8 protein-coding genes are annotated in these 18822 nt (G+C 36.9%); 3 read left to right on the top strand and 5 right to left on the bottom strand.

Going from position 1 to position 18822, the window contains the following annotated elements; translation table 11 throughout:
* Window positions 1–20: 20 nt before the first annotated feature.
* The 5 genes from ACKU4N_RS04380 to ACKU4N_RS04360 all read right to left on the bottom strand — a co-directional run bounded on the left by ACKU4N_RS04380 (window position 21) and on the right by ACKU4N_RS04360 (window position 11513).
* Window positions 21–3206, bottom strand: coding sequence for a beta-galactosidase, LacZ type (locus tag ACKU4N_RS04380; RefSeq protein WP_321320958.1), 3186 nt, complete (start codon window positions 3204–3206; stop codon window positions 21–23).
* Window positions 3207–3681: 475 nt separating this feature from the next.
* Window positions 3682–5493, bottom strand: coding sequence for a DUF3472 domain-containing protein (locus ACKU4N_RS04375; protein ID WP_321320956.1), 1812 nt, complete (start codon window positions 5491–5493; stop codon window positions 3682–3684).
* A gap of 232 nt (window positions 5494–5725) precedes the next feature.
* Window positions 5726–7387, bottom strand: a complete 1662-nt coding sequence (locus ACKU4N_RS04370; protein WP_321320954.1) for a RagB/SusD family nutrient uptake outer membrane protein — start codon at window positions 7385–7387, stop codon at window positions 5726–5728.
* 122 nt (window positions 7388–7509) lie between these two features.
* Window positions 7510–10455, bottom strand: coding sequence for a SusC/RagA family TonB-linked outer membrane protein (locus tag ACKU4N_RS04365; protein ID WP_321320952.1), 2946 nt, complete (start codon window positions 10453–10455; stop codon window positions 7510–7512).
* A 131-nt stretch (window positions 10456–10586) separates the two neighbouring features.
* Complete coding sequence (locus tag ACKU4N_RS04360; RefSeq protein WP_321320950.1) at window positions 10587–11513, bottom strand: discoidin domain-containing protein; 927 nt, start codon at window positions 11511–11513, stop codon at window positions 10587–10589.
* Between the two features lie 409 nt (window positions 11514–11922).
* On the opposite strand from ACKU4N_RS04360, the gene ACKU4N_RS04355 reads away from it, so the two are divergent.
* The 3 genes from ACKU4N_RS04355 to ACKU4N_RS04345 are packed head-to-tail and all read left to right on the top strand — an operon-like array spanning window position 11923 to window position 18800.
* A complete protein-coding gene (locus tag ACKU4N_RS04355; RefSeq protein WP_321320948.1) occupies window positions 11923–16029 on the top strand; it encodes a hybrid sensor histidine kinase/response regulator transcription factor in 4107 nt (1368 codons plus the stop codon).
* Window positions 16029–17429, top strand: a complete 1401-nt coding sequence (locus tag ACKU4N_RS04350) for an SUMF1/EgtB/PvdO family nonheme iron enzyme (RefSeq protein ID WP_321320946.1) — start codon at window positions 16029–16031, stop codon at window positions 17427–17429. The genes ACKU4N_RS04355 and ACKU4N_RS04350 overlap by 1 nt, the downstream gene beginning before the upstream one ends.
* Before the next feature lie 24 nt (window positions 17430–17453).
* Window positions 17454–18800, top strand: coding sequence for a Gfo/Idh/MocA family protein (locus ACKU4N_RS04345; RefSeq protein ID WP_321320944.1), 1347 nt, complete (start codon window positions 17454–17456; stop codon window positions 18798–18800).
* The last annotated feature ends 22 nt before the right edge of the window (window positions 18801–18822 follow it).

The following is an 18822-nucleotide window of genomic DNA, read 5'->3' as shown; positions in this document are numbered from 1 at the left end:
TTTTTTTTGAATCTAAAAAATTAAAACACTGGCTTTATGCTGAAAGTAAATTGATAATTTTTAGCTGGCACACTGTATTCTTTATAAGGAGTTGCACCCCATGAATTATCACCAGCAACCCCCATTTGCATTAAATCAAGTGTTACAAAAACACCGTCCTTTTTCACAATATCATTGGTGTGACGAAAATCGGCATGTGTAATCTGATCAAAATCTTCAATTGGGTTATGTAATGTGGAAAAACCTAAAGCAGATTCTCCTGCTATACGAATACCAAAGCCGTTTTCATTTCTTAACTCAAACCATCTCGCATCAGTTTTGTAGCCATTTTCTTGTGGCCGGGCATACTTAAAGTATTGATCCGCGACCTTACTGATGTATTTCCCTACAAATGTGCCGTTATTTCGATCACAATAATTTTCCTGAGGGCCACGTCCAAAATATTTTAGATTATCAAAATTAACAGGTAACTCACAACGCATTCCAAACCGGGGCATGTCCGGTAATTCCATATCTCCCTTAAAAAAGGAACTCACAATCTGAATTTCACCATTGCCACCAACACAATATTCAACTGTTTGAGTTGATTTAACTGCAGATAAATCGTAAGTGGCAAGTAGTACAACTTGATTTCCTTTTGGTTGAGAAATTTTAAAATCTATTAGTTTTACTGACTGAGAGACTTCTCTCCAAACACCCAACCGCTTAATCATATTACTCCCCTTATCATTATCGGTACACGGACGCCAGAAATTTACACCAAACCCCTTATTAAACAGTTCCATTCCATTGATTTGATAAGATGAAATTTCACCATTTGATTTATCAAAATTTATTTTAAAATTCTCTCCGAAAACTACAAACAAATCTTTATTGTCAGCGTATTTTAGTGGAGCACTGCGATCTGCATCTTTTTTTGTACTCTGGTAATCCGGAAGTTGGAATTGTTCACGGGCAACTTCAAATCCATTATTTCTGAAAGGCGTGTTCTCTTTCAACACCACCGAAAAATCAATGAAATATTCAACGCCTGATTTTGGAGTAAACGCCTGAACTGGAAGTGTTACCGACGTACTCGTATGTGGAGCTAAATCTAAAGATTCCAATTTCCCTTCCTGAACGTTCTCTCCATTTGCAGATAAGACCCACCGGATATCATATCCGCTCAAGTCAATAAAATCATGAAAATTGCTTACTTTAAATACTCTTTCCTCAAGATTTTCGGCAACAAAACGAATGTACTGATAGGCATATTTCACTTCCCACATAGCTGGATGCGGTGTATAGTCTGCCGAAATAATTCCGTTGATTAGGAAATTGTCGTCTGAAGGGGTTCCCTGTGGGCCATAATCTCCCCCGTAAGCCCAAAAATCAGTTCCTTCTTCAGATTTTTTCACCAAAGCCTGATCAATCCAATCCCAAATGTAACCGCCTTGCAGTTGAATGTTGTTTTCATCGTAAATCACCTCCCACAAATCAACCAAATTCCCAGTGCTGTTTCCCATTGCATGAGAGTACTCACTAATAATCATTGGCAGGCTTTGCTTTTTAGAAGCATACTTTTTCAAATATTGAGCCCCTGGATATTGAGGACAGTAAATATCTGTATTGGCTCCCATGATCGCTCTTTCGTAGTGAACCGGGCGGGAAGAATCACGATGTTTAATCCACTGGTTAACTGCCGTAAAGTTTTCTCCATCTCCGGCTTCATTTCCCATCGACCAAACAATAACTGATGGATGATTCTTATCGCGTTCTACCATACGAATATTACGATCTAAATGAGCTTCTTTCCACTCCGGATTTTTAGCCAAAGAGTGCTCGCTATAATACATCCCATGAGATTCGATATTAGCCTCATTGGTTATATACAAACCATATTGATCGCACAACTCGTAAAAACGCTCGTCATTAGGATAGTGACAAGTTCTTACCGCATTGATATTAAACTGTTTCATCAGACTGATTTCCTTAACCATAGCCTCTTCGCTCACTACATGACCTTTAAACTGATCGTGTTCATGTCTGTTTACTCCTTTAATAAGTACGGCCACACCATTGATATAAAAAACAGCATCTTTTATTTCAATTTTTCTAAACCCTACTTTAGTAGAAATAATTTCCTTTTCAAGGCCTTTGTTATTTATAAGCAAAACAACTAAAGAATACAAATTCGGCGTTTCGGCAGTCCATTTCTTTGGGGAAGGTATTTCTTTCGAAAAAGATAAGCTTAACGCTGATTTCTTATTGATTTTAACCTGCTTCGTTTCTGTTGCCACCAATTTTTGATTCACATCATACAGTTGATAAACCACCTCATGATTTCCCGATTTCAAGCCATTTTCTTGATTTTTCAAATCAACATCAAGAGTTAACAAACCATTTTCATATTCTGTATCCAAATCGGCCTTAACAAAGAAATCCTGAATTCGAACTTTAGGTGTTGAGTACATGAACACATCTCTTTCGATACCACTGATTCTCCAAAAATCCTGACACTCTAAATAAGAACCATCGCTCCATCGGTACACTTCTACTGCAAGTGTATTGTTTCCCTTCTGCAAGTAGTTCGTGATATCCCACTCAGCCGGGGTTTTACTTCCTTGGCTGTATCCAACTTTCTTTCCGTTTATCCAGATGTACATAGCTGATTTTACAGCTCCAAACTGAATAAACACCTGGCGACCATCCCAGTTTTCAGGAACAGTAAAGTTTCTGCGATAAGAACCTACCGGATTATAATCGTGAGGTACCTGCCCGGGATTCTTAGGATAAATCTCATCAACAAATTCTATTTCATCAGAAACAGGAGCTTTGTAATCAGCAAATTCATACTGATGATTCGTATAAATGGGTACTCCATATCCTTCCAATTCCCAATTCGATGGCACTGGTATATCGTTCCAGCCCGATACATCAAATTGTGGCTTATAAAAATCAGCCAAACGATCTGCAGGCTTTTTCACCCAATTAAATTTCCAGATTCCATTTAAACTCTTGTAAAAAACCGACTCATTTCTTTTTTTTGAAATTGCTGCATTAACAGTTTTAAAAGGCATTAATGTAGCATGTGCAGCTTCCTTGTTTTGATTGAACATTTTAGGATTCTCCCAATCTGGAATCTTAACATTGGATCTCTGTGCATATGAGGTAAAACCAAACAAAAGGCTCAGTAAGAAAATAGTACAAGTATATTTCTTTTTCATTTTAATGTATTTTACAAATATAGAATAGGTTTATAAGACAAGGTAGTAAGCTTAATTTATCTCACATCTCAAAAATGAAAAATCTCTATTATAAAAGAGTGGACATTTTTAGCGATTAGGCCGATTCCCTGCAACATCTAATTTACAGTGCATACCTCATTATAAACCCAGATATTTTTTATCAAATAAAACATTACTCAAATGGTTCGTTGACGCAAGGACTTAAGTAATAATTTATCCAAGAGATTAAATCCCATAAAAAATGGCGTCCCTGAACATAAGAGAGAACACGACACAAACCAATCTCAAATAGTTATTTCTTTGTTACAAGAAATACAAACAAAAAATCAACTATACCCATCATCTGTCCGAAAAACTAAAATTATTTATCTTTTAAGCATACGGTAAAATAAAACATAAAAAAGAGGCCATCTCAAATAAAAATTTAGGACACCCTCTTAATACAATTTCACACTTACTCTACAATATAGGTCGCAATTTCTGCCATAGCAGCATTATTGGTTCCATCATGAGCAGTTTTAGCTATGAATTTAAAATATCGGAACGTTTTAGCTGTGCCTAGTTTGATATTTTGCTGGTTTGTAGTTTTTTCCAGAACAAAGTCGCCCAGGCTTACCCAAGTTACGTTGTCATCGCTTATTTGGATTTCCAAATCTTTAACTGTTCTGGAAAGATTTTGTCTTTGAGTAAAACTAAAACCATTGACCGGATTGATTTGCCCCATATCTACAGTAATATAATGAGGAGCCGCTGCTGTGCAGCCCGACCAGCATGAATGCCAATAAGTGCTTTCATCCCCATCGAGAATATCTGTTGCCAATCCTGTACTTCCTTCTCCGCCTTTATCTTCCTGAGTGCTGTAATCTAATACAGTCCATCCGGTTCTGTCCATTACAGTTTGTATTGGTGGTACAGTAATGGCAGGAACTTCTAATTTCGAAAAGTCAATAGCAGGTGCAGTTCCATTAGCAGTTCTTGTAAATGATTTATTGGGTGTTTCGTTGTCACTGAAAAAGCCACAATTTCTTAAATAAAAGTGATCCCCTTCTCTTCCACCATCATAATCCAATCGAGCTCCGTTACTACCTGTAGCATCGGTGGTAAATGCAGCACTAGTCATTTCACTCCAGCTTCCCTGAGTATCATAAACCCATTGATTGCTATAATCCACTTGTCGGGTTTCATCACCCATTGTGGTATTGAAATTTTCTAAAAACGAATGCAAATGTGATAAATGCCTGCCAGTAGGAAATGGCCTTCTAAAACTGGCTATCAACTTCCAGTCGCCAACTTCAGGCGCATAGAAATAAGCTGTATAATCGATAGAATTATCAGCATTAGATTCACCCTTTAATAAAAATTTATAGGTTGTTCCCGGTTTCCAGTTATAAACCCAATAACTCTGAGCACCCGAACCTTCACCACCAAACTCTCCTACGGTTACGCCAGTTCCATATCCCAAAGGTTCTACAGTATACTCAGCAGGAATCTGATTAGGATCTTGTGTGTCGAATGCGCTCCATACCGAAAATAACACACGTCTTTCTGTCGCTGAATTAACCTGCATTCCAAAATAGCCCGATGAAAACCCATTAGCCATAAAATATGAGCCTATTGGATCTTTCCCCACAGGTACCGTTAATTCGTTGTAAAACCATGTAATATTTTTATTGGCAGGTGCCTGATAACCTAAATGCACCGAAGGACCTCTTCGTCCCCAATAGAACCATTCATTATCAACATAACTTATATTAGAGCTCCAGGATGAATCCCCTAATAAAATATCAGAGATATCGCCAAAAGAACTTCCTCCATTACTCACGCCTTCTAATTCGATAAATTGATAGCCAGTTTGAGTAATTTTAAAGGTGCCTGCACTATAATCTTTATAGGTATTTCCTTTATCAAAAGTCAGCTCTTGTGTTTCATCTCCCAACGTTATTTTTAATGTGCTGGACACACTTAATCTGGCACGGATGCCTACTTGAATTGTTCCAGTTGTTTTTGCATAAAAATAGGTGCGAATTTTATCACTTGAATTCGTCCAATTTTTAATACCTCCTGTTACAACTAAATTTGAAGTAGCAAGGGGATTCGCAACAACCCAGCTATTCCCTTCGCAAGGAACTGATATTGACAAATCATATGTTACTGAATTGCCTTTTTTTAAATTTTCATCTTCAGGTTGTGTTTCCTCCTTGTCACAAGAATAAAAAAATAACAAAACCGACAGAAATGTTAATAAGCCTAATTTGGTAATTTTCATGACTATATATTTTTAACAATTGACTGTTTTTTACATTTGGGTTTTTAACAAGTAGTTTTCATATGTTTTTTCCAAAAACCTAAATAAATAACCTCAGAGCTTGCCCTGAGGTATCAAAAAGAGTTTATTACGTAAACAAATTAGTTTACGACCCGGGGATTAGAGTAGTAACCACATTTTAATACAATAAGACTTTGGTAAAGCCTTATTGTATTAAGTGATTATTATTGAATTATGGATTTTGTACCAAATTAGGCTGAGCTAAAATCTGAGCTTCTGGAATAAAGTCAACAACACGAGGACTTGTTGCAGGAACAGTTAATAAAGGATTAGCACCTCTATCGTGTGTTCCTGGATATCTGCGATCCAAGGTTAAGCCATTTCTAAAAATGTCATAACGTCGATGCGCTTCGAAAGCAAGTTCTATGCGTCGTTCCTCAAGCACTATTTCTAGAAGAGTTCTACCAGCAGGAACTGCGGAGTATGCATCAATATTTGCACGTTCTCTTATCAGATTAATATCGTCCAATGCACCTGTTGTATTATTAGTTTTAGCACGTGCTTCGGCACGATTCAAATACATCTCTGCCAAACGTGAAATAACCGGCGAGAACAATTGCGGTTGTCCTTCCTGATTTGAACATTTTATCACAAAATATTTAGGATATCCCTGTCTTACCGGCATCTTCTTTGTTAATTTCACATAGGTTTTTCCACTGATATTCTCACCTTCAGTGATAAAATACACTGTGTTGCCATTTACAAGTTCGGTTGAAACAGTTTTTGTCCCGTTGTAATCATATTCCCAATTGCCCCCATTATTGGTAACAGCATACATTTTGAACATTTTTGAACCCGCCGGAGATGATTTGTCGTAAGAATAAGTGATCTCATAATCATCACCATCTACATATTGAGGATCAATGAATTTATGTCTTCTATCCGAAGGATTTTGATCAAGCAAATCCCTATAAGGTTCAGATGCATACATTTCACCCCAGCCTACACCATCAATTGTTGCATACATACCTCCAAAAGCATACCAACCATAATCATCTTCATCTTTTAATGCTCTACATGCAAATATAATTTCCGAATTTTCCTCGGGCACCATTGTTGGAAAAGTCTCATAATCAGAACCTTCCAATAGTGTGAAGTTGTTTGAATCAATTACTTTGGAGGCATACTCCTCTGCTTTTGCATTATCTTCCATATATAAATACACCCTGGACAATAAAGCGTTGGCCGCTTGTTCAGATGCATATATATTGTATTCTGAATCATTTCTTTTAAATTCACTCATTAATTCAGCCCCTTTTAACAAGTCACTTAAAATCAGATCATAAACCTCCTTAACCGTGGCACGGGGAGGCAAATTATCTGCATCCGGTTCAGCATCTAAAATAATTGGAACACCCAAGTTTGAACTTGGATTCTGAACATAAGGTCGTCCCCAAATATTTACCAGATTGAAATAAAAGAAGGCACGTAAATAATACATTTCACCAATAACATGATTCAAACGAGGCGTACCTGCCTGTGCTTTGTCAATAACTTTATTCGCATTCACAATCCCCTTGTAACAATAAGACCATAAGCTATTTAAATGGCCATTTGTCGGTGTGTGCTGGTAATTGTACATATAGAATAAGGCATCGGTGGTAGAACCGCTTAATGCAATATTGTCACCACCAAATTCACCATGGAAGTGGTAAGGACGCATAAACTCATTCTTTTTTAGTAATGCATATGTACCTAAAGCGGCTGCTTCGATACCTAATTCGTCAGCAAATACTTTATCATCCGATAAATCCTGAAACGGTTCCCTATCGATTTCACAAGCACTAAAAGAAAGTGCTAATAGAATCGCAATAAAAGAATATATATTTTTCATTTTCATATGTTTTTTATTTTATGTTTTGCCATATGGAACTTTCCATGATAATCATCTCCTCTGTATGTAAAAGCATTATACATGGACGTTTCATCTTTTTAAACATTAATAATTTTTACTTATTAAAAATTTATTTTTACGCCTGCCATAATTTTTTTAGACAGTGGGTATAATGCGCCGGTTTCAGGATCCATTCCTGACCAGTTTGTCAGTGTAATCATGTTATCCGCACTTACATAAACAGAAGCACTTGATATCTTAAGTAAGTTTAATACGTTTTTAGGAAGGTTGTATGCCAACGTTACATTGCGTAAACGGATATAACTTGCATCTTCTAAATATCGTGATGAGTTTTTATTTGCATTAACCCCACCTTTAAATGGTTTTGGATGAGTAGCAACATCTCCTGGTTTTTCCCAACGACTCCAGCCATCAGCCAAATTCATATTATTAAAAGAAGCGTATGATCCGTCGCTATCAAATAATTCTCTGTTACTGTTATATTTATAAATATCATCAACAAAACTGATGTTTGCAGTTAAAGTGAAATTATCAAAAGCAAATTTATTGAGAATTCCTCCTGTATATGTAGGAGTGCCTTTAGTTCCGGTAAACTGCAGGGTAGCATCAGCGTAGTCTGAAGTTAAAGTAACCGTTTCAGTACCATCTTCGTTCACAGTAACTTTTTCCCAAAGTGGTTCACCGTTGGCAGGATTTGCGCCGTACCATATACGTTGGTATTGTGCATCCATATCATAACCGGCTTCGATTCTTGTATTCCCACTTGTATAGGCTTTATCTTCGTATATTTCTTTAACCCTGTTTTTGTTGTAAGCAAGATTCAAAGTCATATCCCACTTAAATCTGGAAGTTTTGATTATTTCAGGAGAAACAGTAAGCTCGTACCCTTTGTTGGTAACACGCCCAACATTCATCCATATCCCACTATAACCAGTCAATGCAGGAAGTGGAACATAAGTTAGCAGGTTATCGCTATTTTTATAGTACAGATCTAAATTAATACTTACACGGTTGAATAATCTTGTGTTGATAGCTGTGTTGTAGCTGGTTACTTTTTCCCAACTAATGTCAGGATTTCCTTTTTGATATGGAGTAGCAGCACTATTTCCATTGTATTGATCTACAAAAGCGAAGTAACCAAGATATTGAAATCCTCCCGGAGCATTTCCTACTTGTCCCATGCTGGCAGACCATTTTAAAGTGTTTAACCATTCTACCTCTTTTAGGAAATCTTCGCTATGGGCATTCCAGCCTACACTAGCTGACCAGAAACTACCATATTGCTTATTTGGACCAAAGCTGCTTGAACCTTGTCTGCTAAAGGAAGCAGTAGCCAGATATTTATCATTATAGGCGTATTGCAAATTGACAAGCATACTTTGTTTAGCGCTTTCCCCCTTGTACCCGCCTACCGAAACAGCTTCAGCAGTGGTATTAAGTACAGTAAGGCCTGCGGCAATACCTTTCCCTGTAGCATTAGCATCATCAGAATGGTAGTCAGTAAATTCCCAGGCAACAAATGCATTCAGTGCATGAAGACCAAAACTCTTGCTGATTCGAAGCATTTGGTTGGTGAAACGGGTTTTGCTAAAACTATAACTTTCATATAATGTTCCTCTGTCTGCCTGCCCACTTATAGAACGAGGATCAGTATACCATTCAGATTGTCCAAAATTAAGAGCTATGTTATTCATTGACGAAAAAGTCAACCAGTCGTTAATTTTATAATCAAACCCGATATTTGCACGAAGATTGTTACTGCGTGATTTGCCATAATTGTATTGCAAATCGTATAGGTAATTGTTTTCGTCTCTTCCATACCAAACCTTATTATTTTCGAGTAAATAATCTTTACCACTATCAACTCTTGGATCTAAAACAGAACCATCAGGCAAATAAGGTTCGTCCCACGGCATGTAAGTAAACATTGCATATGTGGAATGTTGCTGGTCTTTTGTCGTACGATAATCGCCAGATAAATTTACTTTAATCCTAAGGCGTTCAGTGGCATTAATGTCAAAGTTGGCAATCGCTGAATAACGTTCGTATTCATATCCTTTTAATGCACCTGTCTCATTATAATAAGTACCGGATAAATAAGTAGTCATCTTTTCGTTTCCACCAGAATAGTTTACGTTATACTCTTGTGCTTTTCCGGTTTGTGTACCAATGTCCATCCAATCCGTATCCGTGTTTAACACATCCTCGGTTACATCAGGGTTCCATGTTTTTTGATAATCATATAATTCCTGAGAATTCATCAAGGAGAAATTCCCGTTATTAAATGTGGTGAATCCGTAGGTTGCATTAACATTTATTTTGGAATCGCCTTTATTCGCTCTTTTAGTTTGCAATAAAATAACCCCATTAGCAGCCAAAGACCCATACAACGAAGTAGCTGAAGCATCTTTTAATACAGTAATGCTTTCAATATCAGCAGGGCTAAAGCCTGGGTCAGAATTACCCATTATAATACCATCAACCACCCAAAGAGGTGATGTAGTACCTGACAATGAACCTTTACCTCGTATAGTGATTTCTGAACTTGAACCAGGTTGTCCACTTCCTGCAGAGGAGTACACTCCGGCAACTTTTCCTTGAAGCATGGATGCTACATTCGATACAAAAACATCTTTAAGGTCTTCGCTGTCTAATGCTACAGCAGAACCTGTTAAATTTGATTTTTTTGTCGTTCCATATGCAATTACCATAACCTCATCAAGATCACTAGATGAAATTTTTAAATTAACATTAATAGTTGCCTGACCGTTAACCGATACTTCCTGTGATTCATAACCAATAAATGAAAAAACTAAAAGCGCATCTGCTTGCCTTACTTTTAGAGTATAATCTCCATTTATATCAGTTATAGCACCTTGGGTAGTTCCTTTTATTATAATACTAACACCTGGTAATGATTCCTGAGTATCGTTATCTAATACTTTCCCTTTTATTTCAACAGATTGTGCACTTGCAATAGCTGTAAAAAACAGCATAAAAACGAACAAACTTATCGCTTTTTGAATACTTGGGAGAGTATGGTGCATCGTTTTATTCTGAAAGTTTTTTTGAAAAAACTTTATTTGTCGCAAATATCTCATAATTATTATCTTGAATCTTAATTAGATAAATAAACTATTATACATGTTGTTCTTGATTATTTTAGATTAACCCCCTTTTAATAAGGCAGCATACCATCATCGAACACTTTTATCTCACTCATTGTAGTGTGGGTTAATCCTGTTGTACGTGTGTCAAGAACTCTAATCCTAAAATATTTAGAAGAATAATTCTTATCAAGTGAAATAGTGTTATCAGCCGGACGTGGCTGAGTTGCTATAGTTTCTGAAGTCCATACTGTTGTATAATCAGTTCCATTTGTACTTGTTTGCACATCGAATTTGACAGGATCGTTTGATCTGTTGGATGTACTTCTGGTCCAGAATTGGAATCCTCCAATGTTTTTATCTTCGGCAAATGCAATTTGGATATGATGAGGCAATGGCATAACTTCTGCACCAGGTTCATCAGACCAGGCTGAATGCCAATAGGTATCAAAATCGTCATCAATAAGAGATTCCTTAGGTCCTTCCTCAACTTCTTGCGTATAGGTATCAATCATATCCGCTGTTAATACATGGAAAGTTTTCCCTGCTTTAGAAGTAAAAGAAATAGTTTCTCCGTAAGAAGTACCTGCTTCATTCGCGGCATAAGCTCTGGCTTTATAAGCCGTTTTAACAGCTAATCCATTTAGGGTCGCTGAATAATTCCAATCCTCCTGCAAAATACCATCCGGAGTAAATTCACCTACTGCTGCAAAATTATCTTCTACAGTTGGCTCAACATCTTTAGCCGTCCAGCAAATTCCCATAGCAAGAATTTTTGATCCTCCGTTGGATGTTACACTGCCGCTCACAACAGCATTCTGACCTGTGATATCAGTTACTTCACCTGTGGTTGTCTCTGGTAAATTAACTGATTCGTCTTTGTCGCAACTGGTGGCAAAAGTCATGGCAACGATTGCGAATAACAAAAATGAGCTCCGTTTAAAACCCATTTTTGGAATTTTTAAATAGTCACTTTTTTTCATTGTTTGATTCTTCATAAGGTTAGATTTTATACAAAAAAAAATTTAGATATTGGGTTAATAAATAGTTCCACTACTCACACTGAAAACAATGTTAGTAATCCTAACGTGATAGTTTTTTTTTAAAACTCATTTGCTGCATTGTGTAAATATCGTCTCATACCGAAATTATTTAGAATGAGTTATATGGTTTAACACGCATTATCTCTTACTTATAGTAAGAACTATTAAATTCGAGAATATAATATTGGGGATTATTTAGTATCGAGAGGTGGACATTTTAGGCTAAGTGGTAGATATTTTCCCATAGTATTAATTTTAAGATACTTACACATAACCCATCAGCCAATTTTATTTGAATTCTACTTGGAAGGCTTATAACAGATGTCTATTTTTGTTTGTACCTGAACTTAGAAATAGATTCATCATGTTGAGAAAAAATTCACCTGTAGCTAAACTGATTCTACTATTATTGGCTTGTACTACTTATCTCTTTTCATACGCAGATGAATCTACCAACTTTATCCATGTAAGAGCAGAAGTTGGTAGACAGCAAACCATTGCCACAAGCGTAGTTGAAGATTCACTTGGCTATCTGTGGCTCAACTCTCATTCTGGTATTCTGCGCTTTGATGGTTATGATTACCGTCAATATTCCCACAGCGAAATATTTGGTAAGGAAGCATCTGCAGCCTCAATTCTTAGCTTATTAAAAGATTCACATGGAAACATTTGGTGCGTATCAAAAAAAGGCTCAATATCCAAACTGATGCCATCTGAAAAATATGCACCGCAATATTCCAACATCAGCATGTTAGCGGAGCATCAAACACTGGAATCTGTAAATATTAGTTCGTCGAGAATTTGGTTAGGCAGCAATTTCGGAACAGTGATCGGTCAGTCTCTTGCCGATTCAACAATCATCAGATTTGACATATACTCATCCGGCGAAACCATTACATCCATTGTTGAAGGAAAAGAGAATATGATATGGTTCAGCACCAACAAAGGGCGAATCTTTAAGGGAAATACATCGACCCTGAAACTTACCGAACTAAAAGGACCTTTCAGTAATCCCTTTAATACAATCATATTAACCAGCGATAAAAATGGAAATCTTTGGATTGGTACAGAACTGTACGGATTATTTGTCTATGATTTAGAAACAGAAACCTACGAACATTTTCACAACAAAGCCAAAACTTCTCATTTCGTCCCAACCAATATGATCATTCGCATCTTTTGCGACAGCAAAGGAACCATTTGGGCAGGTACGGATGGTGGCGGACTTTATCAGGTGAATCCGAAAACAAAAGAGATAAAAAGCTATACTCATTCTAAAACCAATAAATTTTCATTACAAAGCAATACAGTTATAGGATTAGGAGAAACTAACAATAATGATATCTGGATATTCACAAATTATGGCAATATCAATATATTACCCAGTGAATCATCAACTTTTGGATACTATAGTGGCAGCCTTTCCGGTTCTCCAACAAGAGTTCTATCCATATTAAAATGCGAAAATGAAAATCTTTGGATTGGTACCGATGGGGAAGGAATCACCATAATTGATAAAACGGGAAAAGCAATTCAGCAATTCATTGCAAAAACCAACACAGCCAATGGACTGACAGGGAATTACATTCAAACCATGGTTGAGGATCAAAACCAAAACAAATGGATTGGAACTTACCTTAACGGATTACTCCATTACGATACAAAAACAAATAAATTCTCATCGATAAAAGCAGTAAATAAGGCCGGACAGATGGCTACTGATATCAGGTCTTTATTCATCGACAATAAAAATAGAATTTGGGTTGGCAGCAATGTCGGAATCTCAGTTTACTCGCTATCAGGCAAACAAATGGCCTTTTATCCGCACAATAAAAACGGCCTTAAAGGGAGTATCGCAGAAGTCTTTTTAAAGGATGAAAACAATCAGATCTGGATGGGTATGGTTGACGGTGGATTGTTCTTATTTAAAGAAGAAAAAACACTGGAAGATTCCTTTTTCATCCCATTTCAATTAGTAAACACTAAAAATCAGACTGAGAATAGTATAAGCCATGGAGCTTCAGATGATCACGGAAATCTCTATTTTGTAAATTCTTATTCCAAACTACTCAAATTCAGCACGAAGGAGAAAAAGACAGCACCAATTAGCGGGTTTAACAATGAAGAAATTCACGGAGTTATCGCTGTGATTGCTGCAGACAGTTCTAATTTATGGGTTTCACGAATCAACGGCATTTCTCATCTGGATCTTGCTTCAGGCCGCAGTTATTTTTATTCGTGGAAAAACGGAACTTTAAAAGATCGCTTTCTTTCAGGAAGTGCTGCCAAAGATAAAGACGGAGTCCTCTATTTTGGTGGTGTGGGAGGATTAAACCATTTTGATCCTTCCCGAATAAAAAAAACAAATATGGAGTTACACCTTCGCATTAATCAGCTTAAAATTGTTAACAGAGATGCAGAAGAATTAATTCCGAAACAACTGAAAGCAGGCATCGGGCAAATCAAAACGTTAAAGCTAAATCATAAACAAACCTCTTTTTCATTTCAATTCTCTGTTATAAACGACCATCTGGATCCAAACTATTTTTACGCCTACCGACTAAAAGGATTCGATAACAATTGGATCACAACCGAAAACATGCGTGTGGCTACCTATACAAATATCCCTTACGGCAATTATACGTTTGAAGTAAAAGCAGGAACAAAAAGAAACATTTGGGATATTCAGACTCAAACAATAGAGCTTAAAATTCTTCCTCCATTCTGGCTAAGATGGTGGGCTTATTTGATTTATACAATTCTGTTTGCAATCATCAGTTTCTTTATAATTCGTTACTCCATTATGTGGGCACGATTAAAGAAAAAACTGTATTTAAAAGAACTTCAAAATGAAAAGAACAAAGAATTGTATGAATTGAAGATGAATTTCTTCGCAAAAATGTCACATGAAATTCAAACGCCGCTAACCTTAATTTTATCACCTATTGAAAATATGATTGAACGTGCAGAGGGGAATCTCTTGCTTCGACAACGCCTGCAGGTTATTAAGAACAATGCCAACCGATTATCGCGGATTGCAATGGAATTAATGACTATACGAAATAAGGAATTGGGGAAATTAAAAATCAGCGTTAGTGAGAATAACATTATTAAAGACATTAATAAAACGGCGCTTTCTTTTACGGAGCAAGCCCGATTCAAGCAAATTGATTTTAGTGTGGAAGGAATTGAAAAAGAAGAAATTCTACTTTGGTACGATCAGCAAAAACTGGAGCATGTAATTTACAATCTTTTGGCCAATGCCTTTAAATTTACTCCCCGGGAAGGAAAAATAGTAATACACCTAAACAAGAATATTGAAGAAAAAAAAGTAGAAATTAAAATAACCGATACCGGCATAGGCATTCCAAACAATGAACTCACAAATATCTTTAATCTGTTTTATCAGTCGAAAGATGGAAAAGCAATTGGCGGAACTGGAATTGGTCTGGCTTTAAGTCAAGAATTAATTCTACTTCACAAAGGGGAGATCACTGTTGAATCCGAACTCCATAAAGGAACAACATTTACCATATCAATCCCGTTTGGCAACCAACATTTCAGACAGGACGAATTTGCGTATCATGAATCCAACAAGGAAGAAATAAATGAAACCCCAATTTTGCCATTAAATCTAAATGAAGAACTAAGTGAATTGATTCCTGATGAAAACAAAAAAAACATCTTGATTGTTGAAGACAATTATGAAATGCTTTTGTTTTTGCAGGATAGCTTTAAGATTTTTTACAATGTAAGAGTTGCTCAGAATGGACAGGAGGCCCTGAATTGCCTCTCTGATTACAAGGCAGATATCATTTTAAGTGATGTGATGATGCCAATTATGGATGGAATCACACTCTGCAAAAATTTAAAAGAGAAAAAGTGCACCCGTCACATTCCAATTATATTACTAACAACAAAAAACACAACAAATTCGAAACTGGAAGGGCTGAAATTTGGTGCGATTGAATATATTAACAAACCATTTAATGTAAAAGAGCTCTTATTAAAAGTAAACAACATTTTAGATGCTCAAAAAAGAGTAATCGAACAATATCGCGCTGAAATACTAACAGATTGCAAAGAACTGGAAATTGAATCACCAGATGAAAAGTTTATTGAATCAGTTCTTCTGGAAATAGAAAATAATTTTGAAGATCCAGAGTTTAGATTGGAAGAACTTGCCACGAGTTTAAACATGAGTTATTCCAATATTTACAGAAGATTCCTTTCTTTAACAGGCAAAACACTAGTCGATTTTGTTCGCACATTCAGATTGCGAAAAGCAGTTGTTATACTAATTAATTACAATTTAACCATTCAGGAAATTGCTTTTAAGGTAGGTTTTAATGATCCTAAATATTTTTCCAAATGCTTCAAGAAAGAGTATAAAAAAACACCAAAACAATACAAACTGGAACATAAAACGATGAGCTGTTCAAATAATTTAAGCCCAGATATAATTTCCTGATGAATAAATTCCTGTACAAAAATAAATTCCTTCTATTCATCCTTTGGTCTTTCCTTTTTGCTCTGGCACTTGTCACAGGTAGTAAAGGAATTGATAACCTGAGCTCCTCTGATGAATATTGCATGTCTTGTCATGTGCATTCTCATTCAGATAATGAGTGGAAAATATCATCTCACCACAACAATAAAAGTGGAGTTGTTATTCACTGTGTTGATTGCCATCTGCCCCCAAAAGAACATATCGCATATTGGCCCGAAAAAATAACAGCAGGCTCAAGAGATCTTTACTCCTATTGGTGTAAGGATACCGATCAAATCAACTGGGATGAAAAATCTACTCTGGAAAATGCAAAGCATCATACCTTTAATGAATCCTGCATCAAATGTCACCAAAATTTATTTCCCCTAAACTTATCAAAGAAAGGAGATGAAGCACATCTATATTATAAAAACAATAAAGCTGATTTGGATTGTATCAATTGTCATATAGGTGTTGGACATGGTGAAAAGGAATTACTTCATGAAAATCTCAACTTTTTAAAATCTTCACAAACGGAAATAAAATACCACCAAGCTGCAGAGGTGAAGTATTTTATCAATTTCACCGAAAAAATACCGGGAACATCAATTGCTTTCGAAATGATAGCAATACCTGCCGCGGCCAAAATGAGCAAGTCTTTTTTCATGGCTAAAACAGAAGTATCTTGGAATGAATACCAAAGCTTTCTTAGCGAGACAGAATCAGAAGGTCGTACCGAAACCAATACTGATATTGATGCAATTTCAGGAGCAACCCCACCCTTCGGGGATCCTTCGCAGGGATGGGGAATGGGAAACCGACCCGCAGTTACCATGACTTGGCATGCTGCAAATACCTATTGCAGATGGCTCTCTCGAAAAACAGGAAAAACATATCGTCTGCCAACTGCCACAGAATGGGAATATGCTACCGGAACCAATGAAAATGAAGAATTCTTTTTTGGGGGTAAAACTTCAGATTACACTGCAAAAAATATTGTTCTGAATCTATTTCAAAAACCGAGCGGTGAAATCAATAATTACGTGATTTGGAAAGAAAACAGCAATGGAAAAACAGGCTTGCCGGAAGAGGTTTTAACAAACAAATATGGAATTTTAAATCTGCTTGGCAATGTTCGTGAATTTTGCCTTGATACGATAAAAGCAAGCACAAAAACTGAACATATAGTCAAAGGAGGATCATTTAAAAGCTCAGTTCATGAACTACTTTGGAACTTTAAAGATTATACCAAACATGATAAATGGATGATAAGCGATCCTCAGATTCCGAAAAGCATTTGGTGGTATTCCGATTGCAATGATGTTGGTTTCCGTGTAGTTTGCGAATGGCCGCAGGAAAATCAGATTAACAGAATCAAATAATTTTCATTTTTACGTTCCGATAATATGAATAGCAATGATTACAACAACAGCCGGAGAAATTTTCTGCGCAATGCTGCCACGGCAGGAATTATAGGTGCCATTGGGATAAATCCCTTTCTTACTTCTTGCCAATCGGGTCAAAAAAGAGAATATTCTTTTCCACCCATGTTGAACACAGCACCAGATGGTCCTCTGCTAAAAGCTGGAATTGTTGGTTGCGGTTACCGGGGAACAGGTGCTGCATTAAACTTTTTAAACGCCGGCCCCAATGTTGAAATTGTTGCTTTGGCTGATGTTTTTCAAGACCGTATTGATGCATGCCGCCTTGAAATAAAAAACCAAAAGGGTATTGAAATTTCTCCCGACAAGTGTTTTTCAGGCATCGATTCGTTCGAAAAACTGATGAACTGCGATATTGATATTGTGATTCTTGCAACTCCGCCACACTTCAGACCACAACATTTCGAAGCCTGTGTGAAAGCCAAAAAGCATGTCTTTATGGAAAAACCTGTGGCTGTCGATCCGGTGGGTGTCCGTTCCGTAATGGTATCGGCCGAAAAGGCAAAAATGCTGGGATTATCAGTAGTTACCGGAACAATAAAACGCCATCAGGCAGATTACCTGGAAACTTTCCGCAGAGTGAACAATGGACAAATTGGTGATATTGTATCAGCCAACAGTTATTACAATGTAGGGAAGCTCTGGCATAGAAATCCCCGTGCCGTCTGGTCTGAACTGGAAAACATGATTCGAAACTGGGTGAACTGGTGCTGGCTTTCGGGCGATCATATTGTAGAACAAAATGTTCACAATTTAGATACCATGAATTGGTTTGTAGGCAAACACCCTGAAAAAGCTCTTGGTTTTGGTGCCCGGCATCAGAGAATTACCGGCGATCAGTACGACATGTTTAGCGTAGACTTTGTGTATGATAAAGACATTCACTACCATAGCATGTGCCGTCAAATTAATGATTGCAGCAATTCAATTTCTGATCGTATTCAAGGCAGTAAAGGAAGTACAAATTGTGAAAATACGATTTATAATCCTGATGGATCGGTTAAATGGACTTTTGATTATCCCCGAAAAGGGAATAGCTCTACTCTAAGTCGTCTGGCTACAAACCCTTACGATCAGGAACATATCGATTTGCTTACCGCCATTCGAACCGGGAAGCCGGTAAATGAGGCTTTCCAAATTGCAGAATCAACCCTTACCGGTATCATGGGAAGAATATCAGCCTACACAGGGAAAGAAGTTACGTGGGAAGAAATGATGAATTCTGATTTGTATTTGGGGCCAAAAACTTATGTGATTGGGCCTGTTGCTGTTTCAAAAGAAATACCCAAACCAGGAAGTAGTCCGAAGTAAAAAACCGTTTCACCACATTGTG

It is taken from the genome of Labilibaculum sp., from assembly GCF_963664555.1.
Taxonomy (GTDB): Bacteria; Bacteroidota; Bacteroidia; order Bacteroidales; family Marinifilaceae; genus Labilibaculum.
Note: the sequence above shows the minus strand (reverse complement) of the source record. Positions and strands in the feature narration are given on the sequence as shown.